This is a genomic window from Legionella pneumophila subsp. fraseri (assembly GCF_000586315.1).
GTDB classification, from domain to species: domain Bacteria; phylum Pseudomonadota; class Gammaproteobacteria; order Legionellales; family Legionellaceae; genus Legionella; species Legionella pneumophila_B.
In genome coordinates, this window is record NZ_JFIM01000031.1 from 1 (window position 1) to 16,783 (window position 16,783).

Below are 16,783 nucleotides of genomic sequence, written 5' to 3' on the forward strand. Positions count from 1 at the left end.
ATGCCTAACGGAATTAGTGATCAAGTCCTCCGGAATACGCATTCATCCTCACCGCCTACGTACCGCTGCTTGCCAGCGGTATCCATAAAATAAATTTATGATTGTTTTTCTATGTTTTAGGACCGCTTGAACTCAACTCATCGGCCATGTCATTTGTGTTTCTCTCTTGCGTAGCGGGAGTGAAAAATAAAGGAGGAGTGTGGATAGGCTCCTCGTCCTTTTCTGAGCATTCTTTATCAGGTTTACCCGCAGAGTCTGATTTTAAATCGATGCCTTGAATCTCGGTGTTACTCTCACGGTTTTTTATAATATTTAATGGAGTTCTATTCCAAAATACACTGGCTATAATACCTGATATCAACAAACCTGCTCCTGCACCAATAAAAGCTCCCGCTATCGCTCCCATTAATACACCCAATCCTGGCAAAAGGAAAAAACCTATGAGTCCGCCAACAATCGCCCCTGCTCCTCCTGAGGCGGATGTACCCCCACCTATAAAAAGACCTGTTCGCATAGCCGGTGATAATTGACTTTCTTTATCTTTAACAGTTTGCCGAATAGTTGTTTTTTTTGATTTATTAGTATTTTCAATTTCGGAGGATAACCCTTTTGCTCCTGCTTTAAGTTTGTCAGTGGACGATATTGGCTCTTTTTTATCTGCAGCCCGCATAGACTGAACAGCAGGATGAATGTGCTGTCTTCCTCTGTCTTTATCAACAAGGGCTTGCGTTTCTTCGCGCGTTGCCATACGAAGCACATTATCTTCATTACCTAAATTATCCAGTGTATCGATAAGAATCGGATTATAACTACCTTCTGGAGCTCCAAATTCTTTCATTTTCTTATGGCTATAGGCACAAGTAAAATCCCCACATGAGTAAGCATCACCTTGCGGATGTTTCGGACCCGTATGCCGTATATTCACAAGCTCTTTGGGAACGCCACACTGGTTTAATAAATCAAGTACATAGTCATCAAGTATTGCAGCGCCTTCAGGCCCATAAGGGTCAAATAATTCAAGATCATAAGCTGTATCGCTAGTGCCGCCTTGGGGTTTGCTTAAATAAACTCCTCGCCAATGTCCGGGTCCAACAGGTATCATAATGTAATGAACTTCAGGATTGAATACATCACTTGCCAAAGTGTCTATAATCGCATTAGCAGAATGAGAGTCGTAGCGATTGAGAACTGCCATCACAACGATACGCCCCTGAGATTTTGGCATGAGCAGAGTCATGTCATGATCTTGCATTTGATCACGCTCTGTTCTTAAATACAATGCTGTTTCATCAAAACGTCCCTGCATAAGATGTCTTTGGCGGTTTATTTCAGATTGAGCCTCCATTTCTGCAGTGATCAATCCATAAATGAAATAAGAAGTTCCCTCCAAATCCGGACTGTGTTCAGACTGGCTGTCTTTAATGGTTTTAATTAACAAATTGATAACATTTTGGTTTTGGGCATACAAAGGAATATCATCTGCTGCAGCGAGATTATTGATAAGCTCTATGAGTTTCTTGTCTGTTTCATTAAGTTGTCTGGCGTATTTTTGGATTAATGATCTTAAACTTTTATTCTGAATTTCTTTACTTAATGCCATATTATCGCTCCCAAAATCCCTATACAGATGCTATATAAAACAATTAAGAAAAAATGAAGCCTCTTCCCTCCTCTCTAATAATGCATGCTCCATCTGAAGCAGCTCGACAATGCTTTTGACTCTAAAATAGACCTCTTGCCCAACCTATCTCTTTTGTTTTAGGGCAAGAGGTCTAATGAAAGAAGAAATAATTAACCGAGAAGAAATTTACTCTCATGATTAATTATTGTACCCATTGAATATATGATTACTTAAACACGATAATACGTTCATGTCCACATAAAAAAGAGCATTACTTACCCATGATAGAGATCACAACTTATATCTTTATTGTCAATACATCAGTTGGATGCGAAAACAATTGATTTTCTGCAATCACTTTTGCCCCGCTCTTTTCATAAAATCGATTCAAGCCAGGTTTTAAAGTATCCAACATAATGTATTCCGATTTTGAACAGCTAGCTAATTGTTTCGCCTCATCAATAATTTGCTTTCCAAAACCCATTCCTCTATAAGGTTCATCAATATAGACATACATCAACTCACTCACTACCGGGGGTTTAAATCTTCCATAGTTAAATTCCGAACTCATCTCTTTATCGAATAAAACGAACATGGCAATGGGTTGTCCATTAAAAGTTCCTATATAAGTATGCTCTTTCAAATCAGACAGGATTTTTTTACGAAACTCTACCCCTTTATTACGAATATATCCCCATTCGTCTTCTGCCCATGTTGCAACAAGATCCAAATACTCCATACACTCAGACAGTTTAGTAAAAATGAGTTTGTGTTTGGACATTGCTAAACTAAAAAGTAACATCTGATAACCCTCTTGATTAAAATCATACAACCTGCAAATTTTATCTAACTTTACCCTGTTCTATAAATACCTTTCTCTAATGTGCGCTAAATAATATTGCGGGTTTAAGTTTTCGCCTGTTGCTTGATGCAATAACTCTTGATAAGAAAATAACTTTGCTTTTTGATGAACATTTTCTCTAAGCCAAATTAACAACGATTGAAAGTCACCTGATTTGATTTGATCATTGATATCAGGGATTGCTTTTTTGGCCGCCGAAAACAATTGAGCGGCAATTAATGCACCAAACGTATACGCTGGAAAATAGCCAAAATTTCCAGAAGGCCAATGAACATCTTGCATCACACCATTTTTGTCGTTCCCTTTGGTTGATAATCCTAAATATTTTCTCATGAAGTTGTCCCATACCTCTGGTAAATCATCAATAGTAATCTCCGAAGAAAACAAAAGTTGTTCGATTTCGTAACGCAGTATTACATGTAGTGGATAAGTGACTTCGTCTGCCTCAACACGAATTAAATCAGGTTGTACTTTCGTACAATGAAAATAAAGATTTTCTTCAGTTATATTTTGAGCTTCTTTAAAATATTTTTTCGCGATAGGAACCAAAAAACTTATAAAGTCCAAACTTCGACAAATTTGCATCTCAATAAGCAACGATTGGCTCTCATGCACAGACATTCCCAATGAATGGCCAACAGGTTGCCGACTCCATTCTTTTAGCAAGCCTTGCTCATACAGGGCATGACCTGTTTCATGGGTAATTGCCATTAAGGAAGATATAAATTCCTGCTCGCTGTATCGGGTTGTCATGCGAACATCATCTGAAATACCACCACAAAACGGATGGTGGCTAACATCTAATCGGCCACGATTAAAGTCAAACCCCAATCGAGACATGATTTCAATCCCAAATTGCTTTTGTTTTTCCGCAGAAAAATCACCTGAAATCACTTTAATATCTCGCCTTTTTTGTTTTTCGATAACGTTGGGAATAATAGCTGGTATTTCTTGTTTCAAGATATCAAAAACCGGGGTGATGGCCTTGCAATCCAAATCCGGGGAGTATTCGTCGATTAAGACATCCAAACAAGGCTTATTAAATCGTTGTGATTTAATATCGGCAATCATTTTTACTTTTTCAAATAACTTTTTAAAGTACGGTTTAAATGAGCGCCAATCATTTTTAGCTCGTAATTCCCGCCATGCCTGAACACATATCAAAGATTCATTCGTAAACTCTTCTATCAGTTGCGCTGGAATGCAGGTTGCCTGCTGATATTGCTTATCAATCCAATAGATATTTCTTCGCTGCCATAATGATAAACCGGGTAAATCTTTTGCCTGCTTTATCCAGTCACCTACTTTCTTATTGGTTAACCATTCATGTTGTACAGCACTTAAAGTGGCCAACGCTTCTGCACGCGCCTGCCCACCACCGGCTGGCATCATTGTTGCTTCATCCCAGGAGACAATGGCTGCTAAATTTTCAAAATCGTAATATTTTTTAAAATGTTGTTCTAATTGTTGGTAGGGGTTCATGAGAAATCCTTAGGTAATTCTTTAAAATATTGCTTCCTGGTGGTACTTAAGGGCTGTATCAAAGATTCATATAAAGAATAAAACAGTTAAACCCAATATTCTCTCAAGTCCTATATTCCAAGATCTAAATCGCTTTGGTTATCTGAAGCCTTGCTTTTTAAGTTGTTTAACACACAATTTACTTCTTTTAAATCCTTGAGAACAAATTCATATCTTCCCTGGACATTAACAACCTGGATATCTTTGGGAAAAAGTTCTTTTACTTCATATTTAAAATCTCTATCCGGTTTTGTATGAATACGGACTGAATTATTTTCCAAAACAATTTTTGGAATATCTTTTTCTGTATAGCCCTGAGACTCTAAAAATTTAAGCAGTGTATTCATCTCACGATATTTATCCAGTAAGTTATCCACGGAATCAGCAATTACTGTAACCGGGCTATATAAAAAACAGTCATTTTGGGAGGAAGGTTCTTCATGATGTCTAAACAGGCTGAGATTTTGCAACGTTGATGACTTATCGGCTTTCTGTGTTACGATATGGTAAGGTATCAGATAAGCCAGCTTTTCCTGTATCTCTTCTGGTAACACTGCAAATAACCGCTTGGTTCGCTCAATATCTTCTGGTTTATCCGATGTACAATGCGATAAAATCAATTTGACAATGAAATCTTGATATTCCTTCAGAATATACTTGGAATCAAACTTAAGTTTCATCTGAAAATCTTCAATTAACTCCGAACAAGCTATATTTCTATCATGAGTTGTAAATTCTTTATATTGACGACTCATTTTATCGATTAACTCTTCACTCAAAGAATCGCCTCTTGTCATACCAAAAACACATAAGAAACCGCGTATGGATTGTTTCGTATTAACATAACCGCAGGTGGCGTAGTTTTGTGCTGACGCAAAAATAAAAGGGTGTAAAATCCGTGCCTCTTTAAGACATTTCCTGATATCTTTTTCAAATGATTTCTGTTGATATCGAAAAAGACCCAATTTATTTTCACCTATTTCAAAATGAGAGAAAAACTCTTCATTCAGTTTACCGTTTATCTCATAGATAACGGAACCAGCTTTTGGATCTTTCTTCTCAATTAAATCCTGCTCAGTAAGACATGACGTTATTCCTCCCTGCCCACGGTTAGAAAATACAAGATAAGTTTTATTTGACTTTTCATCCCACAATATAGATAAACCAACGCCATGTTGAGTCCATCCTACTGTGAGCAATAGAGGTTCTCCTTCCATATAGCTTTGATATAAAATTTTTCGCGCTACTTCCACATTTGATATGGCGTTTAATAGCACTGTCTTTTGTAGTGCCCTTAAAATAGGTTTGAAATCTTCACTATTGTCTGTCTGATTGACATATTTACCGACCGCATGTAACAAAAACCTGTTTGCCTGTTCAGCACCAGCACTATATTCGTTTAACCCTAACCTGTGCGCATAACCTTCCAAACTTCTTGCTTCGGGTATATGAAATCCCCTTCTTATAAAATACTCTATCAGGCACATACCCGCTTCAACGGAGTTGACCTTATCTAACATCAAGAACTTTAGCTCAGGATTACATACAGGTAACAGAAGTTGAATCATCTTGACATCACTCAACTCAATTGCCCGTATCAAACAATCCTCTATTAATGTCTCAGGAATTTTATTTATAGAGTCGACAAGCACTTTCCTTATTTTCACCAGTTTTTCTTCATCTCGATCTTCCATTGCCAAAATGGCTGCATCAACCAGATCCATCAATTCAAGAATTTCCTTATCACGAACTGATAAAACAATATCTACTTCTCCTAATTCTTTAGGATTAAAGAAAAATCGCTTTTTCTTACTTTCTAAAATACAGTAAAAAAATGCTGTATGCCCATCGGAGTCGGTAACATTGATATCAGGTATAATTTTAAGCTCTATAATCGCTTTTACTGCGTTAAAATGACCTTTTTTAGCTTCCCTTAAAAAAACATCTTCTAATAGCTGATTATTTTCTCTAATTGCCTTCTTATTTTTCAAATAATTATAAATTTCTACAATGTTTTGAGAGTATTTATTTCCTTCATAAGGATTGTGCAAAAATAGAAAATGCAATAATTTTTCCTCAGATAAAGAAACATGAAGTTCATCGATAAGGTATTTAATGATATCAAGACGCCCACAAATAAGAGCCAATTCCAAATAATACTGCAGGATTTGTTCATGATTGAAAGACTCATGATTGTCTTTTCTCTGTGTGAATAAGTTTCCGCTCTCAAACTCTTTTTTGAATATTGATAATCCATTGGCTATAACAGCGGCCTCTGCTGGAATTAAATAATTATCATCAACCAAATAATTATAATATTTTTCATCAAATCGTTTATCGATTTCCAAAATACTTTGAATTGATGATCTGGAGTCAGCCAAAACTTCATCTCCTCTTGATGGTTATCTTTAAGTATAATCAAAAAATAACTAAGCAGAGGTTTCTTTGTTATTTATATAATCATATAAAAATTATTAAATGCGTTTTTTATAATTTTCATACATATTGCAAAAATAATTTTGTCTTTTATTTCAATACGAAAAAATTGTTTAATTACTCTACCAAACTCTGTAAATTAATTGTAAACTTGTCGCCGAAAAGATAGATTCTTAATTAGATTATCTTTTTTGGGCAGTATTTTTTGGATTTAATTTTAGTTTAGGAGTAATGATTATGCCTTTAACACCCCCCGCCTCACCAAAAACTGAAAGACGTTCTGAAGAAGATAATCAGCAAACAAATCAACAGGGAAACCAGCAAGGAAATCAACAACCCAAAAGCAGTATATTGACTCTTTTTGGTTTTACTCCTAATGCCATGGTCATGCCATGCCCCAAGGGCCACGCTCACTTCCATGTTATGGATATTCAGGCGGATGATACATTAGTATTTGCTACTATGGATGGCAGCCCGGAAATAATGAGTCTATTGGCACTGCAATTCCTGATGCAAGGCATAAACTTAAATGTTGATGACGAACTGGCAGCAGAAACAGATGCGAAAGAAGCAGAAAAAACAGAAGAATCAGAATTTTCATCTTCTGAATCTGAGAGTGAAGAAAAAGTAGATGAAGAAACGGAAGAAGAAGACGAAGAAAACGAAGAATCAAACCGTTTTACAATGTAATATATCTGCCCTCTTTTGAAGGGACATCCCGTATTTACCTTAGGTAAATACGGGATTTTTTTAATTCCTCTGTCTCCAATATTGTCAATCCTTATCAGAATAAATGTCCCAATAATCAAACGAGAGCAATTAATCTCGGTAATAAACTATATATCACTGAATATCCCTTATTTTCTCAACCAATATTTTTCTGCTTTCAAAAAATCAGTTAAGCGTTTGGAAAATCGATAATAAATAAAAGGGCTATAATCAGGTTATCGCTGAAGAAAAACATCAGTATAGGGATATGACGAAGATGGGTAAAAAAATAGCGGTGGTCACAGGTTGCTCAAAAACATCCGGTGTAGGATATAATCTTGTATGTGAAATGCTAAATCGTGGATATCAAGTCATTGCGACAGTGAGAAATCTTGAAACGAGCCAAATTGACAAAGCAAACATTTCAAACTCCAGCCATTTAGATATAAAAACATTAGATCTATGCGATGAACATTCAATTGACCGCTTTATTAAAGAAGTTTTATCTCAATATCAATATATTGACGTATTAGTTAACAATGCGGCGAATGTGGTTATTGGCCCTGTTGAAAGCGCAACCACTCAAGACGTATTAACAACTTATCAAACCAAAGTATTTGGCCCATTGGCTTTAATCAGGGGATTCATCCCTGTAATGAGAGAAAGAAAAAAAGGCTTATTGACAACGACTTCCACGATTTTTACCTCTGTTCCCTTTAGTATTCCAGGAATAGCAATCTATTTTTCAGCACTTGCAGCATTTGAACGATTACAAGAATCCTTGGCAATTGAGCTGGCTCCATGGAATATCAAAGTAATTAATTTCCAACCTGGGCCAATTGCAACAGAATTGACTCGATTTGAAGGCTCTCGCTCCGATATTGTTGAGAAATACTATAAAAATTTTACGGAACAAGCTTACCTATGGTTCCATCAGAATACTGTTTTTCAAACTGCGGCCGAAGTGGCCAAAGTATTTGCTGAAGTCATTGACACGGAGAATCCTGATTTATGTTATCAAAGCAATCTTTTTGGAAGGCAATTTGTTGCAAAAAATAAAATAGATACAACAGGACGTGAGGGATTGAACGAACTTCTGGAGCATTTCAAAAATTTACCCCATGACAATCCTGACGATTGGAAAATTCAATAAATGATCTACTGGATAAAGTCATGATATCCGCCGCGAAATCTCTGTGCATAAGCAAAAAAATCGGTCATATACGCCTACGCGGGCATGACTGATTTTTTTGCTCATGTACAAAACACAAAAATAGATAATAATTGACTAATTTTTTAATATTGGGAACAAAGTTTGTGATTGACTGGACAAGATCAGTCGCAGCGCACATAATTGCAGTTTTTATTTAATAAAGCAGATGACAACACCGCTCATTGAAATCCGTCAGATCTATAAATCATACGGCAATACGCCAATTTTGAATAATGTGTCGTTAAACGTCAATGACGGTGAATTTTTAACCTTGCTTGGCCCTTCAGGTTGTGGAAAAACAACCCTTCTTCGCCTTATATCCGGTTTTGAGCAACCAACGCAAGGTGATATTTTTATTAATGGTCAATGTGTTAATCAGTTACCACCACAAAAAAGGGATGTGCACACTGTCTTTCAAAGTTATGCTCTTTTCCCTCATTTGTCAGTCTTCGAAAATGTCGCGTTTGCCTTGCGCTGCAAAAAAACTCCTAACCAGGAAATCAAAGAGCGCGTCCTTGATGCATTAAAACTGGTGCAACTTGAATTGTTAGCAGAACGAAATGTGAAACAATTAAGTGGAGGCCAACAGCAACGTGTTGCCATTGCCCGAGCTATCATCAACAGACCTCAAGTGCTGTTATTGGATGAGCCATTAAGTTCCCTTGACTACAGGCTTAGGAAAGCCATGCAATCCGAATTGAAGCAATTACAAAAAACCTTGAATATGACGTTTATTTTTGTAACGCATGATCAGGAGGAAGCCTTATCAATGTCTGACCGTATTGTCGTCTTTAATCACGGCCACATTGAACAAATCGGAACACCTAAAGCAGTCTATGAAACACCGGCAAACCTGCATGTTGCCATGTTTATTGGCGAAGCGAATATATTCGATATTCAGGTTCAGTCAATAAAAGATCAAGACATCATAACGAACATTGAAGGAATACAATTATTCTGCAAAAACACTGGCAATTATCAAGTTAACGACCGACTTCATTTGATCGTGCGTCCAGAGGACATTCGAGTTTGGAGCTTATCTGAGGTCGAAAAGACAGAAGGAATGTTGCCTGGTCGCATTGTTGATATTGTTTATAAAGGTTCTACGGTTGATCTCAAAGTGGAATTGTCATCAGGCAAAATCATCAATGCTTCAGAGTTTTTTGATGAAGACGATGATAAGCTCGAATACACACTCCATGAAACCGTTTGGGTACAATGGTTGCCTGGCTGGGAGGTTTTATTACCTTATGAAGGCTAAATCATTCGCCCTGTATTTATTGTATTTTTGGTTAATTATTTTTGGCTTCATTCCTTTGTTGATGGTGCTGGTTGCCAGCTTTTTATCACAAGACAGCATTCATCTTGTTACCTTGCCATTTACATTGGAAAATTATTTTGACTTGTTCACCCCTGTTTTTGCAAAAATCCTTTTCCGCTCCTTGCTGATGGCTTCTATCACTACCCTGCTTTGCCTGATCATCGCATATCCTTTTAGTTATCTAATGATTAAATCAAAACATCAATCTATTTTATTGCTGTTGATTATCATACCTTTCTGGACAAGCTCATTAATAAGAACTTATGCACTGATTGCAATTCTGAAATATAAAGGGGTGATAAATGACCTATTGCTGAAATTGCACTTGATTGATGTTCCCTTGTCACTACTCTATACCAATTTTGCAGTCGTTATTGGCTTGGTTTACAATCTTTTCCCTTTCATGGTTCTACCCATTTTTACTAACATGGAACGGTTCGATTTCAGGTTAATCGAGGCAGCCAAAGATTTAGGGGCAAACAAATGGTCGATATTTACTCGAGTATTTTTGCCTAACACAGCCCCAGGAATCTTGTCAGGCTGCTTGTTAGTTCTATTGCCAGCAATGACTTTATTTTACATACCTAATGTATTAGGCGGTGCTCGATCCATTTTATTAGGTAATTTAATTCAAAATCAGTTTCTTGTCCTAAGCGATTGGCCGCAGGGAGCCGCTACCAGTGTGCTATTAACTTCCGTCTTGCTTATTTTAATGTTCATTTTTCGGCGACAGAACAATGAGGTCATTCGATGAAAACAATGACACAACGTCTGTTTCTTTTTTTAGTTTATGCTTTTCTTTATATTCCCATAGCAATACTGGTGCTCTATTCAGTGAACGATGCTAAATTTTCATTACAATGGCATGGTTTTTCTTTGCGATGGTACAGAGAACTATTTCATGACCGCGGCTTGTGGTCTGCCGTTTTCAATTCCATCATCCTGGGTCTTACCTCCTCTTTAATCGCTACAACAATGGGGTTACTGGCCTCAATTAACTTATTTTTATTTCGTACAAAACACCGCCAGATCCTGTACACCTTATTACTATTACTTATTATTATTCCCGATATAGTCCTGGGTGTTGCCCTATTGATTTTCTTTAATATTACCCAAGTGCCGCTTGGCTTCTTGAGTCTTTTAGCCGCCCACATTACTTTCTCAATTCCTTTTGTTATCCTAACCATTAATTCGCGAATAAATACTTTAAATCCCAACATTTATTTTGGCGCCCTCGATCTCGGTGCCAGTCGTTATTATGCTTTAACGAGGGTCTTACTCCCTTTATTGTGGCCTGCTGTTTTAAGCGCTTTTTTATTAAGTTTCACTTTGTCATTTGATGACGTCATTATCAGTTATTTTGTGGCAGGGCCTGATTTTACTATACTCCCTTTGACCATCTACTCTTTAGTCCGTGCTGGAGTCACTCCTGAACTCAATGCACTGTGCTCTATTACATTTGGTTTATCGATGATTCTCGTTATTATCTCTCATCGCCTGTCAGGTAAATTGATATGAAAATTATTTCTTTGTTGCTTGCTCTTCTTACATTTAAGGCATTCTCCAATCCAGTAGTTAATGTCTATGCCTGGGGAGGTGAAATCCCTAAAAAAGTCATTCAACAATTTGAACAAGAGTCAGGAATTAAAGTTAATTTTTCGACTTATGATAGCAATGAAACCATGTACGCCAAGTTAAGAGCCAGTCAAAAAACTATTTACGATGTCATCCTCCCCTCCGCCTATTTTGTAGAGCGCATGCAAAAACAAGGTATGTTGCAATTACTCGATCACAAACAACTCCCGAATCTTCATAATCTGGATAAACAATTTGTCGAGAATGATTATGATCCGGGCAACCGTTATAGTATACCCATCATCTGGGGAGCAACCGGGATTTTCTTTAACCATAATTCTGTATCGAACCCGCCAAAAACCTGGCAAGGCTTATGGGATAAAAAGTGGCGTAATCAGTTAATGTTACTTGATGATTCACGCGAAATATTTGCCATAGCCCTGATGAGCCTGGGGTTTGATCCCAATGATATCAATCCAGGCCATATAAAAGCAGCCTATGAGCATCTCTTACAATTGGTACCTAATATTAAGTTATTTGCCAGTGATAGCATTCAAGCCATCATGATAGATGAGGATGCTTTTATTGGATCAGCATGGAATGGCGATGCTTTCAAAGCACATACAGAAAATAAAGCCATTGGGTTCATTTATCCTCAGGATGGTTTTGTGATTTGGGTGGATTGTTTAGCTATCCCTAAAAACCCGCCCCACCTGAAAGAAGCCCTCCAATTCATTAATTTTATACTGAAACCGGAAACAAGCGCTCAAATTGCACTAAAGGAAGGACATGCGATTACCAATGCCGCAGGAAGAGCATTATTGCCATTACCTATAAAAAATAACCCTGTGGTTTATCCGCCAGACGAAATACTAAAGAAGGGTTATTTCCAACGCGACATCGGCGAAGAAACACTAGCGCTTTATAATCAATATTGGGAACAGTTAAAACTTGCTTTTTAGTTTTCTGTTGTGAAGTAGCACTAAATATCCAGATGAAGTACTTCATTAACTCAACGAATTAAAATTCAGAAAGCAAGATTAAATGCTTACTTTATATTCAAAAAGAAAATAATTATGCTTAATTTGTATAAATTTAATCTATTTTGTGGTCTTATTTGTCTCATTTTTTACATATTATTTTCATACTTAATATTTTTTTTTCATACCAGTTAATATTTGCTTAATAATAAATTGTTATCATTACAGCACATTGATTTAAGTGATTCAAAGAGGATTTACAATGCAAGAACGTAGAGAGAAACAGGGTAATAGTTCACCCTATCTGTTGACGCCCTATGAAATGGCCAATTTAGTTTTTAAAACAGGAGCTATTTCTTTCACTGTTTCTGCAGGAACTCAACCATTTCAATACTTGCTAAACAAATTGCAATTTTCACAATCTGGAACTCCATCTGGATTGAGCGGAGGACTTTTTCGAGGCATGTACCGTGGATTCCTTCCTTATGCTATTGCAGGTCAAAAACGCGGTGCTGTGGCTGTAACCCATAAACAAACGAACAAAGCAACAGAAGAGGAAGAATTCGAAGCCCCATTCCGTCAACGTTGGTTGGGAACCATATTCTTTTCTCAGGCTGATCTATTGGTTAGTAATGGTTTAAGTGGAAAAGCAAGATTGCAAAATGTCGGCGTTATTAATGCTGAAAACTTTAAATGGTCCCTTTCCAACTTTTGGAAATTAACTTCAGTCAACTGGGGTTCTCGTTCTTTTGCCGGTGGGGTCAATTTTGCATTGATAGGATTTGCAGGAGACTATGTCAGTTCATTTTATAAGTTTGATAAAGACTTGTATAACAAAATATTAGGCGGCGCTACTTCTGGTGTCATTGCGACATTATTTACAACCGTCCCTAATGCTTATGCGGATAGTAAATTGTTGCAAACCAAAGTGGCTGAAAATAACCGTTTAGTTACTGTGTCACCCTATACCATGTTTGGTCAAATGAAATCACATGTAAAAGCGGTTGGTCTTAAAGATGCGTTCATGACCTTTTTTAAAGTGAACTATTTGCAACAGGTAGCGGTAAGAGCTCCTCAAGCAGCCATCACTTTTGCCCTCATTTTTGGTATGGATGAATATATGGGTCCTCAACCTTTGAAAAAGATTTGGCCTGGACGAGTCGAAATCGAAGAGCTTGAGTCAGAGACTCCATCCCCATCCCCTGCCAAGAAATAATTAAGAGTAACAAGGATGTTATTTTTCATCATTGTGCCTTAACAAATAACAATACGTTTTACGGTATAAATTGTACTTATTTAATCTACATGACGTTAAAAAAGATATGGTTGATTTAATTTTAATCATATAAACAGGGAAATGTATTGCATTAGGCAGAAATTCATTTAGAATGAATGATGAATAATTAACAGGATAATTAATTAACTAATCAGGACGGAAAATATGTTATCATTTTTTGGGAAATGTATGTTAAAGACCTTAAGCGGAGCAACCAGGACTGCAGCACTTGATAGTGCGAGAGTTACAGCAACAACAACGTTGGTCCTAGGTGGTATGTATTTCTGGGATAGAATGGCTAAAAATTATGTACTATCTGACAAAAATACTTCCAAACCGATAAGCCTTGATCTGACTAATGACGAATATATGCGCCCTAAAGTTTAAACTAAAAGATTATTTTTGCTCCCAACTATCCTGTTGGGAGTATTTAGCTCTTACTTCAATCAAAATCTGAAATACGCTGCAAATTCTATTGTTTAAAACGAGAATAAATTACCCTACCTATCCAAAATACGAATAAAGCAATAATTCCCCACAGTAAGATCATTGGGACAAACAAGATAACAAATTCGATGACTCCATAAGTAAACTGCCGTAAATTATCTATTAAAGCCTGGTAAGATTTCATCACAACTTCAGATATTTGCCATGTGGAATTTTGTGTATTTTTTATCGCAGGATCAATCTGCAGGTAAATTGTAACTAGTGAATATGCGATAGATTCCTTGTAGTACTTAATCTGCCCTTCTATCACATCAATTTTTCTCTGCGTTTCACTCAGTTGTTGATAGACAGCAAGTACATCAGAAGTATTTTTTGCACCTTGCATAATTTTATTTAATTGATCTTTAGCGACTCTGTAATTTTTCAGTTCGCTTTCAAGATCAACGTATTGCCGGGTAATGTCTTCACTCGTGATCGATTCCTCAATGACTTTAACAGCCAAAGATTTTAAATTTTGCAATACATTGTTTAAACGATTACTTGGTACTCTGATACTGATTTGAGCTACATTCCCACCAACATAGAAGCTATCCTGTCTTAAGTTAGAGTTTACTACATATCCTCCCTCTCGCTCAGCCATCTGCATAATTTCATCAATAACTTTAGTCGGATCATTGACCTCCAGAGTGATATTCGCATTACGAATTATCATTCCTTTCATGACTTGATCTGAAGCAGAAGGATTATTGTTGCTATCACCAGAACCACCTGGTACCTCATTAACTTTTTCAACAATGGGATAGGCACTCCCCATTGCTGGAGCACCCCCATATAATGTTTGTCCGGCTCGATTTATCAGCATGTTGTACGCAAATAGAAGGACAGCGTAAACTCCAATAGCGACAAACAAGTATAAAATTATTTTCTTCATTTTTAATTCAATATTCCGATATTATAAAAATAAGTGTGGCATAGACTAATTGAAATAACCAATAGTCTTTTTTGATTTAACTTATAGTTAATTTAACTACCAAAACCATCAAAAATTAATCCTGATCATAAAATTAGTAATAAACTAATAAGAGGCAGGGAGGTGTTTCATGGAAAAAATAGCACCAACACTAAAAAATGAGATCATCAATACAGCAATAGACATTGCCCAGGATACCTCTTGGGAAAAAGTGAGGCTGATTGATATCGCTAAAGCATTAAATATCGATTTAAATACGATCCGATATTTTTTTGCGGAAAAAGAGCAAATTATTGATGCCTGTTTTGATCGTGCTGACGAAACCATGCTCAATGCTGTCTTAAAGCCAAAATTTGATTTGCTGACAGCCAAAGAAAAACTTCATGATTTATTAATGACTTGGCTAAGTACTTTCGAAGGACAGCAAAAAGTAATCCGGCAAATGATATTTCATAAATTAGAGCCCGGTCATCTTCACCTTCAATTGCCTGCAATCAAACGCATCAGCCAAACTGTTCAATGGTGGCGTGAAGCGGCTGGTCTTAGAGAGACTTTTATTCAACGTGCCATACAAGAAACCGGATTAACCATCATTTATCTGGCTACTTTTAGTTATTGGTTATTAGATAATTCCAAAGAACATCTCGCAACCCGCCTTTTTTTGGAAAACAAATTAAATATGGCAAAAAATTTATCCAATTTTTGGAGTTTTACTTACTATGCACCATCCAAAATTAGCTGAAAGACTTGGTATTCAATTTCCTATCATTCAAGCACCTATGGCAGGAGGAGCCACTACCCCAGAGTTGGTTGCAGCAGTTTCTAACAGTGGTGGTTTGGGCTCTCTGGGTGCAGGGTATATGAAACCTGATGAGATCAGACAAGCGATTATAAAAATTCGCCAATTAACAAGTAAACTTTTTGCTGTTAATCTTTTTATACCCGAAGAGCATCATGCTACACCAGAGCAAATTCAAAAAGCTTGTGATGATATTAGTCTGTGCTGCACTGAGCTAAACATTGAAATCAGTCCCGTGAGTAAGCCCTACTCCCAATCTTTTGTTGACCAGATGCAAATCCTGATTGAAGAAAAAATCCCTGTTTTTAGCTATGCATTCGGTACATTAAAGCCCATGTGGATAAAACACTTGAAGGAAAATGCGACATTTTTAATAGGAACAGCAACCACTATACACGAGGCAAAAATACTTGAAGCCAGTGGTATTGATGCCATTGTTGCACAAGGAAGTGAAGCAGGAGGGCATCGAGGCACTTTCATCGGTAATGCAGAGGATGCTTTGATTCAACTATCTGATCTGATACCCCAAATAATAGAGAAAATACAAATTCCAGTGATAGCCGCCGGAGGAATCATGAATGGTAAAGGCATAGTTTCTGCCATGAATGCTGGTGCCGCTGGTGTGCAAATAGGAACCGCTTTTTTAAGTTGTTTTGAAGCTGGCATCACTTATAAATACAAACAAACCCTGTTATCACAGCAACAAGACAATACTGTACTAACACGTGCTTTTTCGGGAAAGCTTGCTCGTGGAATTCGAAATAAATTCATTACTTGCATGGATAAGAGGAAAATAAATATCCTCGACTACCCCATTCAAAATGCATTAACCCAGGTAATGAGGCAAAAAGCCAGGGAAAAAGATAATATTGATTTTATGTCGTTATGGGCTGGACAATCAGCTCAATTATGCCGGCCTATGTCGGCAGGTGACTTAATAAATACTTTAGTTATTGAGGCAGAAATGAAGTAAAAGAAACACCCGTTATTGCAAAATATTTTAATCCATTTTTTAAGCGTGGTTTATAATAAAAATTATAAACAACATAACAGG

The 16,783-nt window shown here is 36.9% G+C and carries 15 protein-coding genes; 10 read left to right on the forward strand and 5 right to left on the reverse strand.

Going from position 1 to position 16,783, the window contains the following annotated elements:
• Positions 1 to 109 precede the first annotated feature (109 nt).
• From CC34_RS0107890 to CC34_RS0107905, 4 genes are all read right to left on the reverse strand, one after another.
• On the reverse strand, positions 110 to 1,627 hold the full coding sequence (locus CC34_RS0107890) for a type IV secretion protein Dot (RefSeq protein ID WP_080274164.1): 1,518 nt from the start codon (positions 1,625 to 1,627) through the stop codon (positions 110 to 112).
• Between the two features lie 292 nt (positions 1,628 to 1,919).
• Positions 1,920 to 2,423, reverse strand: coding sequence for a GNAT family N-acetyltransferase (locus CC34_RS0107895; RefSeq protein ID WP_028379366.1), 504 nt, complete (start codon positions 2,421 to 2,423; stop codon positions 1,920 to 1,922).
• Between the two features lie 60 nt (positions 2,424 to 2,483).
• On the reverse strand, positions 2,484 to 3,965 hold the full coding sequence (locus CC34_RS0107900; RefSeq protein WP_027227728.1) for a carboxypeptidase M32: 1,482 nt from the start codon (positions 3,963 to 3,965) through the stop codon (positions 2,484 to 2,486).
• A 110-nt stretch (positions 3,966 to 4,075) separates the two neighbouring features.
• The gene (locus CC34_RS0107905; RefSeq protein WP_028379367.1) at positions 4,076 to 6,385 is read right to left on the reverse strand and encodes a hypothetical protein; all 2,310 of its coding nucleotides are present in this window, start codon (positions 6,383 to 6,385) and stop codon (positions 4,076 to 4,078) included.
• 292 nt (positions 6,386 to 6,677) lie between these two features.
• Between CC34_RS0107905 and CC34_RS0107910 the strand changes: the two genes are divergently transcribed.
• From CC34_RS0107910 to CC34_RS0107945, 8 genes are all read left to right on the forward strand, one after another.
• Positions 6,678 to 7,130 carry a hypothetical protein gene (locus CC34_RS0107910; RefSeq protein ID WP_028379368.1) on the forward strand — a complete coding sequence of 151 codons (453 nt, stop codon included), beginning with the start codon at positions 6,678 to 6,680 and terminating at the stop codon, positions 7,128 to 7,130.
• A gap of 295 nt (positions 7,131 to 7,425) precedes the next feature.
• Positions 7,426 to 8,301 (forward strand): SDR family oxidoreductase, encoded by an 876-nt coding sequence (locus CC34_RS0107915; RefSeq protein WP_229310329.1) that lies wholly within the window; start codon positions 7,426 to 7,428, stop codon positions 8,299 to 8,301.
• Between the two features lie 226 nt (positions 8,302 to 8,527).
• Complete coding sequence (potA, locus tag CC34_RS0107920) at positions 8,528 to 9,622, forward strand: spermidine/putrescine ABC transporter ATP-binding protein PotA (RefSeq protein ID WP_032830229.1); 1,095 nt, start codon at positions 8,528 to 8,530, stop codon at positions 9,620 to 9,622.
• Positions 9,612 to 10,436 (forward strand): ABC transporter permease, encoded by an 825-nt coding sequence (locus tag CC34_RS0107925; RefSeq protein WP_027227723.1) that lies wholly within the window; start codon positions 9,612 to 9,614, stop codon positions 10,434 to 10,436. The genes potA and CC34_RS0107925 overlap by 11 nt, the downstream gene beginning before the upstream one ends.
• A complete protein-coding gene (locus CC34_RS0107930) occupies positions 10,433 to 11,200 on the forward strand; it encodes an ABC transporter permease subunit (protein ID WP_027227722.1) in 768 nt (255 codons plus the stop codon). Before CC34_RS0107925 ends, CC34_RS0107930 begins: the two co-directional genes overlap by 4 nt.
• The gene (locus CC34_RS0107935) at positions 11,197 to 12,219 is read left to right on the forward strand and encodes an ABC transporter substrate-binding protein (protein ID WP_027227721.1); all 1,023 of its coding nucleotides are present in this window, start codon (positions 11,197 to 11,199) and stop codon (positions 12,217 to 12,219) included. Before CC34_RS0107930 ends, CC34_RS0107935 begins: the two co-directional genes overlap by 4 nt.
• Positions 12,220 to 12,478: 259 nt before the next feature.
• Complete coding sequence (locus CC34_RS0107940) at positions 12,479 to 13,453, forward strand: lpg1137 family Dot/Icm T4SS effector (protein WP_080272119.1); 975 nt, start codon at positions 12,479 to 12,481, stop codon at positions 13,451 to 13,453.
• A gap of 249 nt (positions 13,454 to 13,702) precedes the next feature.
• Positions 13,703 to 13,900 (forward strand): hypothetical protein, encoded by a 198-nt coding sequence (locus CC34_RS0107945; RefSeq protein ID WP_027227719.1) that lies wholly within the window; start codon positions 13,703 to 13,705, stop codon positions 13,898 to 13,900.
• 85 nt (positions 13,901 to 13,985) lie between these two features.
• On the opposite strand, the gene CC34_RS0107950 is transcribed toward CC34_RS0107945, so the two are convergent.
• Positions 13,986 to 14,891 carry a DUF4349 domain-containing protein gene (locus CC34_RS0107950; RefSeq protein WP_028379369.1) on the reverse strand — a complete coding sequence of 302 codons (906 nt, stop codon included), beginning with the start codon at positions 14,889 to 14,891 and terminating at the stop codon, positions 13,986 to 13,988.
• A gap of 169 nt (positions 14,892 to 15,060) precedes the next feature.
• Here CC34_RS0107950 and CC34_RS0107955 point away from each other — a divergent pair, with 169 nt between their 5' ends.
• Positions 15,061 to 15,672 carry a TetR/AcrR family transcriptional regulator gene (locus CC34_RS0107955; protein WP_027227717.1) on the forward strand — a complete coding sequence of 204 codons (612 nt, stop codon included), beginning with the start codon at positions 15,061 to 15,063 and terminating at the stop codon, positions 15,670 to 15,672.
• Entirely contained in the window at positions 15,650 to 16,702 is a 1,053-nt protein-coding gene (locus CC34_RS0107960) for an NAD(P)H-dependent flavin oxidoreductase (protein WP_028379370.1), read from the forward strand. The genes CC34_RS0107955 and CC34_RS0107960 overlap by 23 nt, the downstream gene beginning before the upstream one ends.
• Positions 16,703 to 16,783: the final 81 nt, after the last annotated feature.